Origin of the sequence: Aestuariivirga sp. (assembly GCF_020252395.1) — a bacterium.
In the GTDB taxonomy this organism is placed as follows: domain Bacteria; phylum Pseudomonadota; class Alphaproteobacteria; order Rhizobiales; family Aestuariivirgaceae; genus Aestuariivirga.
This window is the reverse complement of sequence record NZ_JADCDB010000004.1, coordinates 105,423-121,359: the sequence shown is the minus strand read 5'-3', so window position 1 is coordinate 121,359 and position 15,937 is coordinate 105,423. Positions and strand designations below refer to the sequence as shown.

Sequence of the window (15,937 nt, the reverse complement as noted above, 5' to 3'; positions counted from 1 at the left end):
GCGTCCCGGCCATGATTTACGGCAGCACTGCCCGCGCCACGCGGCACGCCACCGAATAGGCCGGGTTGAACACATTCGCTACGTCATATCTCACGCACTGCCCCATCACATGGCTCGCCGCCACTTCGTCGAGCCCGTAATCCGCCATCAGCCAGTCGAGCATCTCGGTTGTGGCGTGCTGCAGCGCCTGGTCCAGCGGCCTCGCGTTGCCGATGGTGAAGATCTCAGCCTCGTTCAGGCCGCGCGGCCAGCCGATCTTCTGGCCCTTCAGCACGCGCGCGGTGAAGGTCACTTCCGCCGCCGTCTCAATGCCGGTGCCCACGATCTCGCCGTCGCATTGCTGGGCATGCACGTCGCCCAGGAAGAACAGCGCACCTGGTACGGCGACGGGGAACATAACTTCGACCCCGGCCTTGAAGCCGCGGTAATCCATGTTGCCGCCATGGCGCCCGCTGGTGGCGGTCGAGATCGCCTGCCCGAGATCGGGCGCAACGCCGAGGCAGCCGATCATCGGCTCCACTGCGACGGACCAGTTGGCGAGCGCCGGCGGCGGCTCCGCCAAGCGGGCTTGACCCTTCTCCGCATCGATCAGCCAGTCCACCTTGCGCCGCTCGCGCAAGCGCAGCACCGCCGCGGGGTCCACCACGTTCGGGCTCAGCACATCGAAGGTCCAGCCCGTGCCGCGCGTCATGGCGATGTCGCGGATCGCGATCAGCAGCGCATCACCGGGTTCCGCACCCTCGATGAAGAAGGGTCCGGTCATCGGGTTCGGTTTTTCGGCGATCTTGCCGCCGTGCCGGTCGAAGCCATGGGCGTCGGCGGTGGCGGCGATCACCGTGTCGCCGCTGGCAATGGCGAGGGCCGGCGGGTGGCTGCCCAGCGTGTTGTGGAGTGCCGTGGGTGTGAAGCGGCGCGTGGTCATAGCGGAAAGCATGCCGCATCGCGCGGCCGATGCAAGCTCAGACGAGTGCCCCGGCCAGCAGCTTCTTGGCGAGGATCACCGCGGCGGGCCCATTGGCCGCCGTGCCGTCGGCCCCCACTTCGTCCACCAGTTCCGGGTGGCGGGCCACGGCGGAGCCGCCGATCATGATGCCGATCCTCGGGTTGAGCGAGCGTTCCCGCACGTGTGCGATCGCCTCCTTCAGCGAGGGCACATGCACGTCGGAGCCGACCGAGAAACCGACGACACCGAACCACTCCTTCGCCACGATCTCGGCGGGCTCGCCGATCTGGCGGGTGTGGCAACTCCACACATGCCAGCCGCCTGCGCGCAGGAACTTCTGCACGATGGTGCTGCCCAGGCTGTGCTGCTCGCCCGGTGCGGCGGCCAGCAGCACGCGGCGCTTTTCGTCGTAATCCGGGAACTGGCCCAGCCCCTCGAACACATGGACCAGCCGCTGCAGCCTGGACATGCCGATGGTCACGTCTAGGAAATCAGCCTTGTCGTCGGTCCACAATTCGCCGAGCAGGCGGGCCGCGGGCTCCAGCAGTTCGGCATGGAGATCGTCGAGCGACACGCCGCCGTCCTTCAGCTTCAGTACGAAATTGGCGGCGTCGTCATTCTCGGGGCCGAGCAGCAGCTGCGCCAGCTGGGCGATCTCGGCGGTGCGCAGCGGAATGGCCGGCGCTTCGCCTTCGGGCGGCGCATGCAGCGCCACCAGCTGGGGCAGCACGTGCTCGGCCACGATCCTGCTGAGCTTGGTATAACGGAATTCGGGAACGTCGACGGTGATCTCGAGCGGCGGCAGAAAACCGCCGCCGGCCCCGGCCTCTTCGCCGGAGAGAAAGTCAGGCTTCACGGAAGCCAAGCCGCCGGCCTCTTCCTGATCTTGTGCCATCTCATCCCTGTCGGGCCGCCTCTTTTTTGTCGTTGGGCGGCCTCGGTACCCAATCCTGATGATAGGGCAGCTTGCCCGCCCATGCAATCGGCGGCTTTGCGGAGCGGGAAAAGCAGCCGGGCGGCGTGGCGCGAAGCCTGCCGCCAACGCTCTTCAGCCGAAAATTGGTCTCGATGAAACCTCGAGCGAGCCGCTGTGACCCGCCTTTCCGCCATACGGCGCGCCGGTGCGGGCGCTGTCATTTGCCGGTTGACAAGTGACAGCTCTTCCAACAGAGGGCCAGATCATGATCACCCGGTCTTTGAGATTGCTCTTCGCCGCTGCGCTGCTGCTCACGCTCACTGCCTGCGGAACCAGTGTTCCCCGCCTCGACGATGCGCCAGTCAATTCCTATGCGACGCCCGTCGGCTACAAGGGCATCCGCTACTGGGGCGATGCCGAGTTAAAGAAGCTGAACGAGGCCTCGGCGGAGCGTCTCGCCGAATTGAAGGTGGCGCACAAAGCTGATCCCTCGATTCCGCTCGATCATGCCTATTATCTGGCGATTTCCGGCGGCGGCGGTGATGGCGCCTTCGGGGCCGGCATTCTCAATGGCTGGACTAAAGCCGGCACCCGGCCGAAGTTCGAGGTGGTCACCGGCATCAGCACCGGCGCGCTGTCCGCACCCTATGCCTTTCTCGGCTCCGCCTATGACGGCAAGCTGAAAGAAATCTACACCACCATCGACGACAAGGACGTGATGAAGAAAAAGGGCGCCATCAGCGGCGTCTTCGGCTCGTCGATGACCGACAACAGTCCGCTCAAGGCGCTGGTGGCGAAATACGTGACGCTGGACCTGCTCGACAAGATCGCCATCGAGCACGGCAAGGGCCGCCGCCTGCTCGTGGGCACCACCAATCTCGATGCCCAGCGCCCCGTGGTGTGGGACATGACGGCGATCGCGGCGAGTGGCAATCCGGACCGGCTGCAGCTGTTCCGCAGCGTGCTGGTGGCGAGTGCGGCCATTCCCGGCGTGTTCCCGCCGCAGCTCATCAAGGTGACGGCCGACGGAAAGCTTTACGAAGAGCTTCACGTCGACGGCGGCACCACCACGCAGGCCTTCCTCGTTTCGGCGCAGAATTCGCTGAAGGAGGTGGACAAGGCGCTGAACTTCCCGCGCAAGCGCAGCCTCTACATCATTATGAATGGCTCTTTCGCGCCGCAGGCGGAAAAGACCGAGACCAAGACGCTGGCGATCGCCGCGCGCTCGATCTCGACGCTGATCAAGAACCAGTCGATCGGCGACGCCTACCGCATGTATGCGCAGTCCCAGAAGGACGGCGTGGTTTTCAACCTCACCTCGATCCCGGCGGACTTCACCATGAAGGCGAAGAGCGAGTTCGACAGCCCCTACATGAGGGCGCTCTACGATCGCGGCTATCAGATGGGCCAGACGCCCGCCGCCTGGGACAAGGAACCGCCGGACTACAACCGCTGAGTTTCAGGCCTCCACCGTCACGGCGGTCATGCGCCACGCGGATGCGCATCTTGGACGGCCCCCGGGCGGCAAGGTCGAACTCAGGCCGGCCCAGGGCCAGCAGGTCGAAACCGCCGCGCGCCGCTGCCTGCTCCGCCAGGGCCATGGCGAGCTGTCCGGAGCGTCCCGTGACCAGCAGGCGCATCAGGCCGCAAGGCCCCGGCAGTACGGCTGCCTGGCAAACAAGGCGGCGATGCGGGCTCTCGCAACCATCGCCGGGCTCAGAAACGGAGGCCGGCCGCGACTGCGGCAAGGACGGGTGCTGCCGCATCCTTGCCGGAGAGGCGCGGCTGCTGGCCCAGCGGCAGCGGCCAGTCGATGGCCAGCGCCGGGTCGTTCCAGGCGATACTGCGCTCGCAGCCGGGCGCATAGGGCGCCGATGCCTTGTAGAGCACCTGCACGCCGGGTTCGAGCGTCAGAAATCCATGCGCGAAACCCGCCGAAACCAGGCGCGCACTTCAGATGCAAACTTTTGAGCACGAAATGGTCGGCCGAATAGGAGTGGTTTTCCTGCACCCAGCCCATGTCCACCATCCTGGCCGCCGCAAAGCGCTCGCGCTGCCAGGTCTCGGACAGGAAGCCGCGATCGTTGCCGAGCTTCCGGCGGCCGCCGGGGACTGCATGTCCGGCGAAACCGGACCTCACGGTCATCGGCATCCGAGGGCGGAGAGCTGCGCGGGTATCTGCATCTGGCGCACGGTTGCTGGCGCCGCAAGCGATGCCACCGGCGCGCGCGATGCCCTCTTCCCGCTGTCACAGGCCAACCGGTACGGAACGGCTGCAAACCGATTTCAGGGCAGTGCCTGGTGGAGCGAAGGGGGATCGAACCCCTGACCTCGGCATTGCGAACGCCGCGCTCTCCCAACTGAGCTACCGCCCCTTTTCAAGGCTGTGTCCACAGGCGGAGCGGGTTCTAGTCCGCAGCCGCGGCAGCGTCAAGCTTGCTTGGAGGCGGCCCTGCGCCTACATCTGAACAACACTAGGTGAAGAGGCTGTTTCCGATGAGTTCCATTCTGTGGCTGATCATGACGATCCTTCAGCTCTATATTTACGTCATCATTGCTATGGTCGTCATGAGTTGGCTCGTCGCCTTTGGGATCGTCAACCGCTCGAATCCTTATGTCCGGCAATTCGGTCACGTGCTTGACAGGCTCACAGAGCCAGTATTCAGGCCCATCCGGCGGATTTTGCCCGATTTGGGGGGGCTTGATGTTTCTCCGGTGATCGTGCTCTTGGGTATTCTGTTCCTCCAGAGGTTCATCCCGGAGTTGTTTATGAGTGTGTTCACGCCGTGAACTCGCCGCTCCGCCCCGGCAAGGGCGGGCTGCTTCTCAGCCTGCGCGTTACGCCCAAATCCTCGCGGGACGAGGTTTCGGGCCTCCATGTAACCTCTGACGGCACGGTGTCGCTGGCCGTGAAGGTCACGGCGGTGCCGGACAATGGGCGTGCCAACAAGGCGGTTATCGAGACCCTCGCCAAGGCCTGCCGGATGCCGAAGTCGGCGTTCGAACTGGTTTCGGGCGAAACCGAGCGCAACAAGACAATTCTGGTCACTGGAAATCCTGCAGAACTTGAGGCATGGATTGCCAGGAAAGTGAATGCAGGGAAGGAAAATTGAATATGGCGAAAGTTATTGACGGCAAGGCCTTCGCGGAAGGCCTCAGGGGGCGCATCGCCAAGGCTGTGGACAGCCTGAAGTCCAGGCATGGCTTCACCCCCGGCCTTGCCGTTGTGCTGGTGGGCGAGGACCCGGCCTCCAAGGTCTATGTGGCCAACAAGGCCAAGCAGACGGTCGAGGCCGGCATGAACTCCTGGGAACACAAGCTCCCGGCCGGGACGCCTGAAAAGGACCTGCTTGCCTTGGTCGACAAGCTCAACAACGACCCCGCCGTCCACGGCATCCTCGTCCAGTTGCCGCTGCCCAGGCACATCGACACGATGAAGGTGCTGGCCGCTATCTCGTCGGCGAAGGATGTCGACGGCTTCCATGTGGTCAATGTCGGCAAGCTGTCGACCGGCCAGGACGCGCTCGTGCCCTGCACGCCGGTGGGCTCCGTGATGCTGGCCAAGGACGTGCTGGGCAAGCTCGACGGGATCGAGGCCGTCATCATCGGCCGCTCCAACATCGTCGGCAAGCCGGTGGCGCAACTGCTGCTGGCCGAGAACTGCACCGTCACCATCGCGCATTCGAAGACCAGTGACCTGCCCGCCGTGGTGCGGCGCGCCGACCTCGTCATCGCCGCCGTGGGCCGGCCGGAGATGGTGAAGGGCGACTGGCTCAAGCCGGGCGCCACGGTGATCGACGTGGGCATCAACCGTATCGAGCGCGACGGCAAGGGCAAGCTCGTGGGCGACTGCGACTATGCTTCCTGCGAAAAGGTGGCGGGCGCCATCACCCCGGTGCCGGGCGGCGTGGGTCCCATGACCATCGCTTGCCTGCTCTACAACACCGTCAAGGCCGCCTGCGCCGCCAGGGGCATCGAACAGCCCGCGATGTAGCCCGCACCGCCTTTCCCAGACCGGGGGAGGAGGGTTGCAAATGACCATCTTCCGGGCAGCGCGCCGGGTTGCCGCCCCTTGTCGGCGCCGTTGCATGATTTTTCGTCACCCGCCATAATCGCGCCTTGCGTCAACGCGAAGCCTTTGATTGTAATCAATCCCATAATGGTTCGGGGAAAGTGCCGACAATGAAGCTGGAGGATGTCGAACCGGAAGAGAGCGCGCTTGTCATTCTCGAGCGTATCTGCGCGACGGCGGCCGGAATCTGCGGTGGGCAGGCGGCAATCCTCACTTATCACCGAGAGGGGCGGACCCGTCTCCTCGCCAGCTATGGCATCGATTACCGCTTCCGGGTCTTCGAATTCGATCTCGAAAAAGCCCCCTATGAGCGCGATCAGTTCGTGGTGAAATATGCCGCCGGGACCGAGCGGTTCTACCGGAACTTCGCCGCATCGCTGGGGATTTCGAATTGCACCCTGTTCGTGCGGGCGCCGGTTTCGGTGACCGGGAGGCACACGACCTCGCTCATCATTCTCGGCACGTCCGGCGTGAAGCGGCTTTCCGAGGCGCGGCTCAGGGCGGTAAGGGAGGCGGCGCAGCTGAGCCGGGAGAAGCTCGATCCGCATTTCGCGGCTCTCGACGATGACAGCGAGCATGTGTCCGCCGTCGCCACCCTGGCCGAGGTGGCCGCCAGCGTGGAGATATCGCCCAACCTGGTGGGGCTTGTCGATGACCGGCTGAAGATTCTCGCCATCAGCGCATCGCTTGCCGAAACCGTTGGCCGCAAGGTGGCCGATCTCGTCGGCCAACGCGTGGGCGACATCGGGCTGCAGTCGGGCGATGCCGCGTCGTTTCTGTTCCGCAAGGCGCTCGACACCGGCATTTCGCCGCCGCCCTATGAGGTGATCCGGCCGCATCCGGATGGCGGCATGCAGGTCTTCGTGGTCAATGCCACGCCCTTCAGCCCGATGGATACGAAGCAGTACTTCGTCTACTTCTCGGCTCGCGACGTCACCGCCATCAGCCGGCGCGCGGAGACGCTGAGCCGCCGTTTCAAGCCCACCCACCAGGAAGTTCACGGTTTCGAGGAGCCATCGATGCGCTTCCTCCTCGACACGCTGGTGCGGCGGCGCGCGCTGCGCGAAAGAAACGGCATCAGCTATCTCACCTTCGAAAGCTGGCGGCTGCCGATCCGCACCTATCAGATCGCCGCGCTCAAGGCCCTGAAGCAGAATGTTCCGCTGGAACTGAGCCACGCCGTGGCATCGCGCATGGCTGGCGAAATCAATCATTTCGTCGGCCTGTCGGCGTTCAAGTTCATCGTTCCCGTGCCCTGCGGCAACAGCGCCGGTGACAGTTGCCTGTCGCTCGAGATCGCCCGGTCGCTGGGCTCGCTCACCGGGCTGCCGGTGCTGTCCTGCCTCAGCCTGCCGCGTGGTGGTGGCAGTTCGCACCCGAAGAACAATGTCCGCCGGGCGCGCATGTCGCTGACGGAGACGATCTCCGGTCCGGCGCTGCTCGTCGATGACGTGGCCACCTCCGGCAGCCACATCGAGGAGGCCACGCGCCTGCTGCGCCCCACCTGCGGCGCGGTGCTGGCCGTGGCGTGGATCGGAACGTGACGCCGCGGGCCTAAGCTCATGCGCCGGCGCGCCCCGCTCATTTTCCTTGTGCGGAGCAGCTTTGCAAAGAGGTTGCTGGCAAGGGTCCATCGTTACAGTCTTGCGTTCTGAAAGGTCCGAGAAACCGTTCGGTGAAGAGGCTGCAAGTTGCAGAAAGGCCGCGCCCAGAGTCTGTTCCTGCTGGTGACCGCCCTCGGGCTCACCCCGATTGCCCTGTCCTACGGTCTGTCCCCCGGGCGGAGCCTCGGGTGGCTGTTCGGCATCGATGCCTCGGCGGTCAACATCCGCCATGTTTTCCGTGCGGTCATGGGTCTCTACCTGGCGCTTGCCTGCTTCTGGGCCGCAGGCGCCTTCATGCCGGGCTTGCGTATTCCGGCCCTTTGGAGCCTCGTTGTGTTCATGGTTGGGCTGGCGCTGGGCCGCATCCTCAGCATTCTGGTGGACGGCTGGCCGCATCCTCAGCATTCTGGTGGACGGCTGGCCGCACCCGCTTCTGGTGGCCTATACGGTGATCGAACTGATTTTTGCCGTGGCCGGCTGGCGGCTGCTCACCAAGGCGGAGGCTGAGCTTCCGTCAGGCCGGTAACTGGCTCAACCCTGCCCGGCGGCGCGGTGGCCCTCGGCCTTGGCTTTCTTCGACCGCTCGATCGAACTCATGGTTCAATGTTGATGATCTGGCCGAGGCGTGACCGGAACAAGTCCATCTCGCCCGTCCCGCGCCGCTCACGTGGCTTCATCGCCCAATCCTCCGCCGATCTGCCGGCAGAGTGAATCACGCATCGCGACCTCAGTGAATCGCAGAATAAACTTGCAAGGAAACCACGATCGACGCCCCGCTTTCCTGCAGAATCGAAGACTTCAAGCGATGCGATCAAAGTCCGAAATCAACGGCTTGGGAATTGTTCACAACCGATGGATAATCTCTCCAGTCACAAGACTGCCCGCGCTGAAGCAGCCATCAAGGCATGTGGCGCCCGGCTCGTGTTCCTGCCCCCATACAGCCCCGACCTCAATCCCATCGAAATGGCCTTCGCCAAGCTCAAGGTTCATCTGCCGGTTTCAGCAATCAGTTCGTCATGGCCCTCTGACCCTCGACGGGAGGAACGCTTGAACGGCCGGGCCAGCGCGGGAAGCCCATATCCCTTGCCCGCGGCCGAAGGGCGCGACTGAACGAGCGAACATCAAACAATCATGTCAACTGGTCAAATGCCTCCAGCGCCTTTGCGGCATAGACAGCACCAGGTCCTCCCGACATCTCAACCGAAACCGCAAGCATCTCAATCAACTCTTCGCGCGAGGCGCCGTGCTTCCTGGCCGCGGACGCATGATAAATGATGCAGTCCTCGCAACCCTTTGCGACGGCAATGGCCACCGCCGTCAATTCCTTCAGCGCGGCGGAGATCTTTCCGGGTCTCGTGGCCGCCACGGCGAGGCTGTTGAAGGCCATCATCGTCTGCTTCTCGGCTTTGAACAGCCCCATGAGGCGGCTATTGACTGCCTCGAGTTTTTCCTTTGCGTCAGCCATGACGTGCTCCTTGCCTAGAAGAATGCCTTGCCGTTCTCCTTCGAGAACGCATGCCACTTGTTCGTGTTGACCGTCATGTAGCAAGTCTGACCTTCTTCGCCCGAAAACTCGGTGGAGGTCTTTACCCGGATGCGGCAATCGTCCAGATCGACATCGACAATCATGTCTCCGCCAAGCAGCTCGGTCACGAAGATCTTGCCCGTAATGCAACTGTCCGATGGCTTCGTCATCGAAATCGAAAGAGCGTCCGGCCGCACGCCCATGCGCAATGCGCTCCCGCGCGAGCCATCGGAGAGCCGGCGCTGCTGTTCCTCGGTGACGGGAACTGCGAAATTCTGGTGAATGAAGTGCGCGCGTCCGGCGCGGTCCTCCACCCCGACGTCAACGAAGTTCATCGCCGGTTCGCCGACAAAACCGGCCACCCAGGCATTTACCGGATGATTGTAAACTTCCCGCGGCGTGCCGAGTTGCTGCAACTCCCCATCATGCATGACAGCGATCGTGTCCGCCATCGACATGGCTTCGAGCTGATCGTGGGTCACGTAGATCATCGTCGTTCCCAGCGTGCGCTGCAGATGCTTGATTTCGCCACGCATGTGAGCGCGCAGCTTGGCGTCAAGATGGGCGATCGGCTCGTCGAACAAAAACAGATTCGGCTCCCGCACGATGGCGCGCCCAATGGCAACGCGCTGCTTCTGACCGCCGGACAATTCCTGTGGACGGCGTTCAAGAAGATGATTGATCTCGAGGAGCTTGGCGGCAGCCGTTACCCGCTCCTTGATAACCGAAGCATCCTGCCCCCGTAACTTCAGGGGGTTCGCCATGTTTTCGTAAACGCTCTTGTGCGGATAAAGCGCATAGTTCTCGAACACCATGGCCACGTCCCGATCCTTGGGAGCCAGGCCGTTGATCGGGCGCTCGTCGAACAGGATCTGCCCGGACGTGATATGCTCAAGGCCCGCAACCATGCGCATCGTCGATGATTTGCCGCATCCTGACGGACCGAGAACCGACAGGAACGATCCGTCCGGACACTCGATGTTGAGATCCTTGACGGCGGGCATGTCGCCGTATTTCTTCCACACGTTCCTGAATGACACCTTTGCCATTGCGAGCTCCTGCTATTCCTTGACCGCGCCCATGGTGAGGCCCGTGACGAGATACTTACGGATGACGAGGCCGAGGAACATCATCGGCAGCGTCGTGACGACGCCGGCCGCCATGATCTGCCCCCACTGGATGTTCTGGGGCTGCACCAATTCGCGCGTCGCGGCCGGCAAGGTCTTGGCGCCACCCGAACCGATGATGGCGGCGAACAGGTAGTCATTCCACGCAAAGAGTATGCACAGCACGACGAAAGCGCCAATGCCCGGTGCAACCAGTGGCAGGATCGCACGAAGCGCCTGGAACCTGGTTGCGCCATCGATCATCTGCGCCTCCTCGATGGCGTAGGGCACATTGTCGAAGAAGCCCTTCAATATCCAGATGGCGAAGGGGAGGTTGAAGGTCGTGTATGCGAGAATGAGGCCCGGAAGCGTCCCGACAAGGTCCAACTGCCGGAATATCCAGTAGAGAGGAACCATGACTGCGACGACTGGCGCCATGCGGGTCGAGATTATCCAGAAGAAGAGATCGCCCTTGCCCTTGAAATCGATGCGCGACAGCGAATAGGCGCACATCGACCCCAGGATGACCGACACCACCGCGGACCCGCCCGCCGCGACGAGCGAATTGAACAGGTAGGTTGTGAAGCCAAGACGGGCGAAGAGCTCATAGTAGTGCTTGGTTGTCGGCGTGAATTCAAAAAACACGGTGACCCCTGCCCAGTCTCCCACCGCCGGAAGTTTAAACGCCTCGAGCAGGTCCTTGAAGGACGACATAAACATGATGAACAGCGGCAGCACCGTCCACACCACATAGAAGGCGAGGAAGACGGCGGAGAACCACCTGAACGCCCTCGACAACGGCGTTTCGTACTGAATGACTTCGCGGGACGCCATTGCTTACACCTTGCTTGGCTGCTGGCGGTCGAACACACGCACCAGGAGTTTTCCGAGAATGATGGTGACAACGAGAAGGATCAGTGCGATCGCGGCGCCACGGCCCAGCTTGAAGAACTTGAACGACACCTCGAAGAGGTAGACGGGCAGGATCTTGGTCGCATTGCCGGGGCCGCCGCCGGTGAGCACGAGAATCGAGTCGATGAAGCGGAAATTATCCATGAACCGGAGCATGATCGCGATCAGCAACACCGGATAGAGATTCGGCAGCGTAACGGAAACGAAGTTCCGGAACGGAGAAGCCCCGTCGACCATGTTGGCTTCAAGCTGATCCTGCGGAACGCGCTTCAGGCCGGCAAGGGTGATGAGCGTAATGAGCGGCGTCCATTGCCAAACGTCGACAAGCACGAGACCGATCATCGCCGTATTCGAGCTGGCGAGGATCGACTTCGGCCCGAGGATCCCAAGGCTCTGCAGCAGCCAGTGATACCAGCCGAACGTTCCGTTATAGAGGAAATACCACACCATGCCGGCGACCAGAGGCGCCATCATCATTGGCATCAACAGCGTCGTGACAAGAATCTTCTCAAGCCGTGTTCCGTTGAGGGCCAGCGCCAGGAACACGCCAATGACGATCTGCAGCGTCAGACACATGGCGCTGTACTGAGCGAGCAAAACCCACCCCATGAGGAAGCGTGTGTCGGACGGCAGCTTGATGAAATTGGCGAAGTTGTTCCACTCGACGTGGCCGATGTCAACGTCGTGGAGACTCATGTAGATCATCCAGAAGAACGGATAGATCGATATGAACGCCAGAACCAGGATGGCAGGCGCCATGAGCCAGAAGTAGAAGCTCTTCGAGCGCGGCTTATTGAGAGAGGCCGGTTCCGTGACGGACATGGGAACCGGACGCGACTCCACGCTGTCCGGAAACTGGCGGACACGGAAAAGGTCCATGTTTCGGCTGCCGCCCGAAGTCTTCCGGGCCGCCCCGCCTCGATTTGGCATGGATGCGTCTGTCATCGGCTCGCTCGATGGTTGAGGGGATTTGCACCGGCGGCAGATTGCCGCCGCCGGTCAATGTGTAGCGGAGCGATTAGCCCGCGCCGTTCAGCTCGTCGAGCTGGGTCTGGATCGACTTCGCGGCCTCTTCGGGAGACAGCTCGTTCGACAGGCACTTCTGAACCTCGCCCGCGAGGATCGAGTGATACTCGTTGGCGTTGGGGATCTTCGGGCCGAGTACGAAGTTCGGATCCTTGATGCCGAAGTTGTAGACGGCGTCGAAGGTCAGCGCGTTCGGCATGGTGGTCGGACGCTGCGCGGCCTTCTTGACGTCTTCGCGTTCAAGCACGGACTTGCGTGTCGGCGTGCCGCCGAGGCCCTTGAGCACGTTGTACTGGTTGTCCTGGGACACCGACCAGATTGCAAAGATGTAGGCCGCGCGCTTGAGGTCGTCGGAAGCATTGCCGTTGATGCCGATGCCGCCGATGCCGCAATTCGTGCCGTTCACCGGCTCGCCGCCGTTCTTGATCCACTTCGGATCGCCCTTCGGGCAGGGCGCGTAGGCGGTCTTGCCGCCGGCCGCACGCGACTTGGACTCGTCCTCGATCGAGGCCGCAAATTCGTGATACTGCGTCTGCATCGCGATATTGCCGGACTGGTAGACGGTGTTGAGCTCAAGCGTGCCGTTGGCAAGGTTGTCCGGATGGCAGACATCCGCCAGTGCCTTGAACTTCTGCAGCATGAACACAGACTGCTCATCGCCCCAGTTCGTCTTGCCCGGTTCTTTCGAGCCATAGACGTCGTCGATATTCCAGTCCATCCAGCGGCCATTGGCGAAGAGGAAGCGCTGGATGTCAAGCTGCGTGGTCCACGCGAAGGAGCCCTGATGCTGGGCATAGCCATAGGGGACATCCTTGCCGGACTCCTTGGCCTTCTTGAAGAAGGTGGCCATGTCGATCACGTTCTGCCATGTCGAATCCTTGTTGAACTCCAGCCTGTATCCGTACTCGGCTTCGAAGTCCTTGCTGTTCGCCTCGAAGAGATCCTGACGGTAGAAGGTACAGGCGATTGCCGCGTCATAGGGAAGAGCGATGATCTTGCCCTTCTGGTAGAAGCGGCCGCAAGCGGAAAGGAAGTTTGTGAACCAGGCGTCGTCACCATAACCTTCCGGGTCCTGCGGCAGGGTTTCGTCGCCGAACATCGGCGTGAGGTCAGCGTAGAAATCCGCGAAGGGCGAACCGATCGGCTTGTCCTGCACATAGTTCAGCACGTAGTCCGCTTTGCCGCCGCGCAGGTCGATGCCGACCTTTTGCTGCACCACCGGAAGGTCGTCGGTGAGAATTGTGACTTCGATGCCGGTTTTATCGGTAAAGGCCTTGATATTGTCGCGGATCGCGAAGGACGGAGGGGTATTCTCCGACATGAAGACAAGCTTCGAACCGGCATATTGCTTCCACTTCGCATCGTCGGTCGACGCGGCCTGAACCTTGGAGCGGGTGATGGTGGAGCCGAGACCAAGGGTCAGGCCGCCAGCACCGAGAGCAGTGGCGGCGCCGCCGCCCAATTCAAGGAACTTTCTGCGGTTGATTCTCCGGTAAACGGCGTTTTTCGGTATCGAGAACATAGGTGTTTTCTCCCATATGGATTTTATCTCTGCTGTCGATCAAACAGGCGCCGCCAGGGCATCATGCCGCTACGGCGCCTCGCGGAACGTCTCAAACTTCCGTGATCTGCGCTCCTCCTTTCTGTGGCCGCTTCAGCGGCTTGCGAAGGTATCGGCTACGAGCCAGCGATGTGAGCCTTGATCAGCGCATTCACATCGCTGGCCTTTTCCATGAAGACCATGTGGCCGGCGCCGTCGAAGACGGCGACCTTGGCGCCAGGCAGGTTCTGGGCGTGGGAATGCGGGATGATCTCGTCCTGCTTGCCCCAGATGACAAGCGCCGGCGGGGCTTTGCCCGCCGCGAGCCTGGCGCCCGGCTGGTCCTGCTGGGTCTGGCCGGCGAAGAGCGCTGCGGCGAGGTCCTTCAGCAGGGGCTCGACGCCATCGAGCCGCTTGTATTTCAGCACGTCATCAACGAGCTGGCGGCTGACGAGGCTCTTGTCGGCGAAGAGCTGCTCAAGCACCGGCTTCAGGTCCTTGCGGCCCTGGGCGGCGAGGTAACTGTCGACATAGGAGCCGATCTCGCGGCCCAAACCAGCCGAGCAGATGAGGGTGAGCGAGTCCACCTTGCCGGGGTCGCTGGCCGCCATGTGCATGGCAATAGCCCCGCCCATGGAGTGTCCGACCAGATGGGCGCTGTCGATCCCGACTGTCGTCATGAAGCTCGCGACAGCATCGGCCAGCGCGCCAAGGCCGGGCTTGTCGAGAGACTTTGCCGACTGGCCGTGACCCGGCAGGTCAAGGGCGTAAACGGTGGCCGATTCACCGAGGGCGTCGATGTTGAACAGCCAGTTGTCGAGGTCGCCGCCAAAGCCATGGATGAGGATCGCCGTTTCATCTCCCGAACCGCGCTTGGCATAGCGGAGTTTGCCAGAGGAGGTTTCGGCATACTCGTATTTCGGGCCCTGCTCCGCCTCGTCCTCGTCCGCCGAGGGCGTGACGAAGGACGAGACATAGGCGTCGATCTCCTCCTCCGGCACCGACGGGTCGGCGATGACGCCCAAGAGCGACTTCACTGGATAGACGGTATCCGGCTCTCCGACCCGCCGGCGCAGGACGCCGCTTTCATGCGCCTCGACCGCACCCGCGATCTTGTCCGTCTCGACCTCGAGGATGGCGTCTCCCGGATTGATCCGGGAGCCGTCCTCGAGGAGCCAGCCCGTCACCTTTCCCTCCTTCATGGAGAGGCCCCACTTGGGCATGACGATCGGCACAATGCGCTGGTCACTCATTTCTCTGTCCTCAAACAATCAATCACGTTCAATGCGCCATCGACTTCTTCACCGCCTTGGCGATGGCTTCGGCCGAGGGGATGTAGAGGTCTTCCAGCACCGGCGAGAAGGGCACCGGCGTGTGCGGCGCGGTGACCATCTGGATCGGGCCCTTCAGGGCCTTGAAGCACTCCTGGGTGACCATGGCGGAGACGTCCGCCGCGATGGAGCAGCGCGGATGCGCCTCATCCACGCAGATCACGTGGCCGGTGCGCTCGGCGGAGTCGATCACCGTATCCCAGTCGATGGGCGAGAGCGTGCGCAGGTCGATGACCTCGCACTCGACGCCCTGTTTGGCGAGTGCGGCCGCCGCGTCCATGGCGCGCTGGACCATCATGCCATAGGTCACGATGGTGGCATGCTTGCCGTCACGCACCACATTCGCCTCGCCGAAGGGGATGGCGTAGGACTCGGCCGGCACGTCGGCTTCCGCGCCATAGAGATTCTTGTGCTCGCAGAAGATCACCGGGTCATTGTCGCGGATCGACTGGATCAGCAGGCCCTTGGCGTCATAGGCGTTGGACGGGCACACCACCTTGAGACCGGGGATGTGCACGAACAGCGGGGTGAGCATCTGGCTGTGCTGGGCGGCCGCACGGAAGCCCGCACCCACCATGGCGCGGATGACGACGGGTGTTTCCGCCTTGCCGCCGAACATGTAGCGGAATTTGGCCGCCTGGTTGAAGATCTGGTCGAAGCAGACGCCCATGAAGTCAAGGAACATCAGTTCCGCCACGGGCCTCATGCCGCAGGCCGCGGCGCCCACGGCGGCGCCGATATAGGCCGACTCCGACAGCGGCGTATCGAGCAGCCGGCCCGGATATTTGGCGTTGAGCCCCTTGGTGACGCCGAGGACGCCGCCCCAGGCGTCGATTTCGCCCATGCCGCCGGCGCCGCCGACGATGTCTTCACCCATCACGAACACCGATGGGTCGCGGGCCATTTCCTGGTCGAGCGCCTCGTTGATTGCCTGGCGCATGCTGATTTTGCGTGCCATTGTC

The 15,937-nt window shown here is 62.7% G+C and carries 16 protein-coding genes, 1 tRNA gene and 3 pseudogenes; 8 read left to right on the top strand and 12 right to left on the bottom strand.

Translation table 11 applies throughout. The annotated features are described in order from the left end of the window. Positions 1–16: 16 nt before the first annotated feature. Together IOC82_RS03970 and IOC82_RS03965 are read right to left on the bottom strand one after the other, a co-directional pair. Positions 17–922: an acetamidase/formamidase family protein gene (locus tag IOC82_RS03970; protein WP_290544880.1), complete on the bottom strand. Its 906-nt coding sequence runs from the start codon at positions 920–922 to the stop codon at positions 17–19. Between the two features lie 37 nt (positions 923–959). Next, entirely contained in the window at positions 960–1,838 is an 879-nt protein-coding gene (locus tag IOC82_RS03965) for a B12-binding domain-containing protein (protein WP_290544879.1), read from the bottom strand. Between the two features lie 286 nt (positions 1,839–2,124). On the opposite strand from IOC82_RS03965, the gene IOC82_RS03960 reads away from it, so the two are divergent. After that, on the top strand, positions 2,125–3,315 hold the full coding sequence (locus tag IOC82_RS03960; RefSeq protein WP_290544878.1) for a patatin-like phospholipase family protein: 1,191 nt from the start codon (positions 2,125–2,127) through the stop codon (positions 3,313–3,315). A 260-nt stretch (positions 3,316–3,575) separates the two neighbouring features. On the opposite strand, the gene IOC82_RS17140 is transcribed toward IOC82_RS03960, so the two are convergent. From IOC82_RS17140 to IOC82_RS03950, 3 genes and pseudogenes are all read right to left on the bottom strand, one after another. Then, on the bottom strand, positions 3,576–3,755 hold the full coding sequence (locus IOC82_RS17140; RefSeq protein ID WP_366935640.1) for a dTDP-4-dehydrorhamnose 3,5-epimerase family protein: 180 nt from the start codon (positions 3,753–3,755) through the stop codon (positions 3,576–3,578). Positions 3,756–3,864: 109 nt separating this feature from the next. Continuing rightward, positions 3,865–4,005 (bottom strand): annotated as a pseudogene (locus IOC82_RS17135) (hypothetical protein); the annotation flags it as partial. Between the two features lie 153 nt (positions 4,006–4,158). Next, positions 4,159–4,234, bottom strand: a tRNA-Ala gene (locus IOC82_RS03950). 121 nt (positions 4,235–4,355) lie between these two features. Here IOC82_RS03950 and IOC82_RS03945 point away from each other — a divergent pair. The 7 genes and pseudogenes from IOC82_RS03945 to IOC82_RS03920 form a co-directional block, all read left to right on the top strand. Next, the gene (locus tag IOC82_RS03945) at positions 4,356–4,649 is read left to right on the top strand and encodes a YggT family protein (protein WP_290544877.1); all 294 of its coding nucleotides are present in this window, start codon (positions 4,356–4,358) and stop codon (positions 4,647–4,649) included. Next, complete coding sequence (locus IOC82_RS03940; RefSeq protein WP_290544876.1) at positions 4,646–4,972, top strand: DUF167 family protein; 327 nt, start codon at positions 4,646–4,648, stop codon at positions 4,970–4,972. The genes IOC82_RS03945 and IOC82_RS03940 overlap by 4 nt, the downstream gene beginning before the upstream one ends. Beyond that, positions 4,969–5,853, top strand: a complete 885-nt coding sequence (locus IOC82_RS03935) for a bifunctional methylenetetrahydrofolate dehydrogenase/methenyltetrahydrofolate cyclohydrolase (RefSeq protein WP_290544875.1) — start codon at positions 4,969–4,971, stop codon at positions 5,851–5,853. The genes IOC82_RS03940 and IOC82_RS03935 overlap by 4 nt, the downstream gene beginning before the upstream one ends. A 188-nt stretch (positions 5,854–6,041) precedes the next feature. After that, positions 6,042–7,475, top strand: a complete 1,434-nt coding sequence (locus IOC82_RS03930) for a hypothetical protein (protein WP_290544874.1) — start codon at positions 6,042–6,044, stop codon at positions 7,473–7,475. Between the two features lie 183 nt (positions 7,476–7,658). Next, positions 7,659–7,874, top strand: a pseudogene (locus IOC82_RS17130) (DUF4345 family protein); the annotation flags it as partial. After that, positions 7,774–8,061, top strand: coding sequence for a DUF4345 family protein (locus IOC82_RS17125; RefSeq protein WP_366935641.1), 288 nt, complete (start codon positions 7,774–7,776; stop codon positions 8,059–8,061). The pseudogene IOC82_RS17130 and the gene IOC82_RS17125, both read left to right, overlap by 101 nt. A 326-nt stretch (positions 8,062–8,387) precedes the next feature. Then, a pseudogene (locus IOC82_RS03920) lies at positions 8,388–8,519 on the top strand (transposase); the annotation flags it as partial. A 145-nt stretch (positions 8,520–8,664) separates the two neighbouring features. Here IOC82_RS03920 and IOC82_RS03915 read toward each other — a convergent pair. The 7 genes from IOC82_RS03915 to IOC82_RS03885 all read right to left on the bottom strand — a co-directional run bounded on the left by IOC82_RS03915 (position 8,665) and on the right by IOC82_RS03885 (position 15,933). Next, positions 8,665–9,000 carry a carboxymuconolactone decarboxylase family protein gene (locus IOC82_RS03915; protein WP_290544872.1) on the bottom strand — a complete coding sequence of 112 codons (336 nt, stop codon included), beginning with the start codon at positions 8,998–9,000 and terminating at the stop codon, positions 8,665–8,667. Between the two features lie 14 nt (positions 9,001–9,014). Then, positions 9,015–10,109: an ABC transporter ATP-binding protein gene (locus IOC82_RS03910; RefSeq protein WP_290544871.1), complete on the bottom strand. Its 1,095-nt coding sequence runs from the start codon at positions 10,107–10,109 to the stop codon at positions 9,015–9,017. A gap of 12 nt (positions 10,110–10,121) precedes the next feature. Continuing rightward, positions 10,122–11,000, bottom strand: a complete 879-nt coding sequence (locus IOC82_RS03905; RefSeq protein WP_290544870.1) for a carbohydrate ABC transporter permease — start codon at positions 10,998–11,000, stop codon at positions 10,122–10,124. A gap of 3 nt (positions 11,001–11,003) precedes the next feature. Then, complete coding sequence (locus IOC82_RS03900; RefSeq protein ID WP_290544869.1) at positions 11,004–11,957, bottom strand: carbohydrate ABC transporter permease; 954 nt, start codon at positions 11,955–11,957, stop codon at positions 11,004–11,006. 139 nt (positions 11,958–12,096) lie between these two features. Next, entirely contained in the window at positions 12,097–13,566 is a 1,470-nt protein-coding gene (locus IOC82_RS03895; protein WP_290544868.1) for an extracellular solute-binding protein, read from the bottom strand. Positions 13,567–13,781: 215 nt separating this feature from the next. Next, positions 13,782–14,897, bottom strand: coding sequence for an acetoin dehydrogenase dihydrolipoyllysine-residue acetyltransferase subunit (locus IOC82_RS03890; RefSeq protein WP_290544867.1), 1,116 nt, complete (start codon positions 14,895–14,897; stop codon positions 13,782–13,784). A 28-nt stretch (positions 14,898–14,925) separates the two neighbouring features. Beyond that, positions 14,926–15,933 (bottom strand): alpha-ketoacid dehydrogenase subunit beta, encoded by a 1,008-nt coding sequence (locus tag IOC82_RS03885; protein WP_290544866.1) that lies wholly within the window; start codon positions 15,931–15,933, stop codon positions 14,926–14,928. Positions 15,934–15,937 lie beyond the last annotated feature (4 nt).

Excerpts from the sequence above, each read along its gene's own strand:
- IOC82_RS03885 (WP_290544866.1), bottom strand. The coding sequence starts at position 15,933 with ATGGCACGCAAAATCAGCATGCGCCAGGCAATCAACGAGGCGCTCGAC.
- IOC82_RS03915 (WP_290544872.1), bottom strand. The coding sequence starts at position 9,000 with ATGGCTGACGCAAAGGAAAAACTCGAGGCAGTCAATAGCCGCCTCATG.
- IOC82_RS03900 (WP_290544869.1), bottom strand. The coding sequence starts at position 11,957 with ATGGACCTTTTCCGTGTCCGCCAGTTTCCGGACAGCGTGGAGTCGCGT.
- IOC82_RS03905 (WP_290544870.1), bottom strand. The coding sequence starts at position 11,000 with ATGGCGTCCCGCGAAGTCATTCAGTACGAAACGCCGTTGTCGAGGGCG.
- IOC82_RS03970 (WP_290544880.1), bottom strand. The coding sequence starts at position 922 with ATGACCACGCGCCGCTTCACACCCACGGCACTCCACAACACGCTGGGC.
- IOC82_RS03945 (WP_290544877.1), top strand. The coding sequence starts at position 4,356 with ATGAGTTCCATTCTGTGGCTGATCATGACGATCCTTCAGCTCTATATT.
- IOC82_RS03890 (WP_290544867.1), bottom strand. The coding sequence starts at position 14,897 with ATGAGTGACCAGCGCATTGTGCCGATCGTCATGCCCAAGTGGGGCCTC.
- IOC82_RS03965 (WP_290544879.1), bottom strand. The coding sequence starts at position 1,838 with ATGGCACAAGATCAGGAAGAGGCCGGCGGCTTGGCTTCCGTGAAGCCT.
- IOC82_RS03930 (WP_290544874.1), top strand. The coding sequence starts at position 6,042 with ATGAAGCTGGAGGATGTCGAACCGGAAGAGAGCGCGCTTGTCATTCTC.
- IOC82_RS03960 (WP_290544878.1), top strand. The coding sequence starts at position 2,125 with ATGATCACCCGGTCTTTGAGATTGCTCTTCGCCGCTGCGCTGCTGCTC.
- IOC82_RS03910 (WP_290544871.1), bottom strand. The coding sequence starts at position 10,109 with ATGGCAAAGGTGTCATTCAGGAACGTGTGGAAGAAATACGGCGACATG.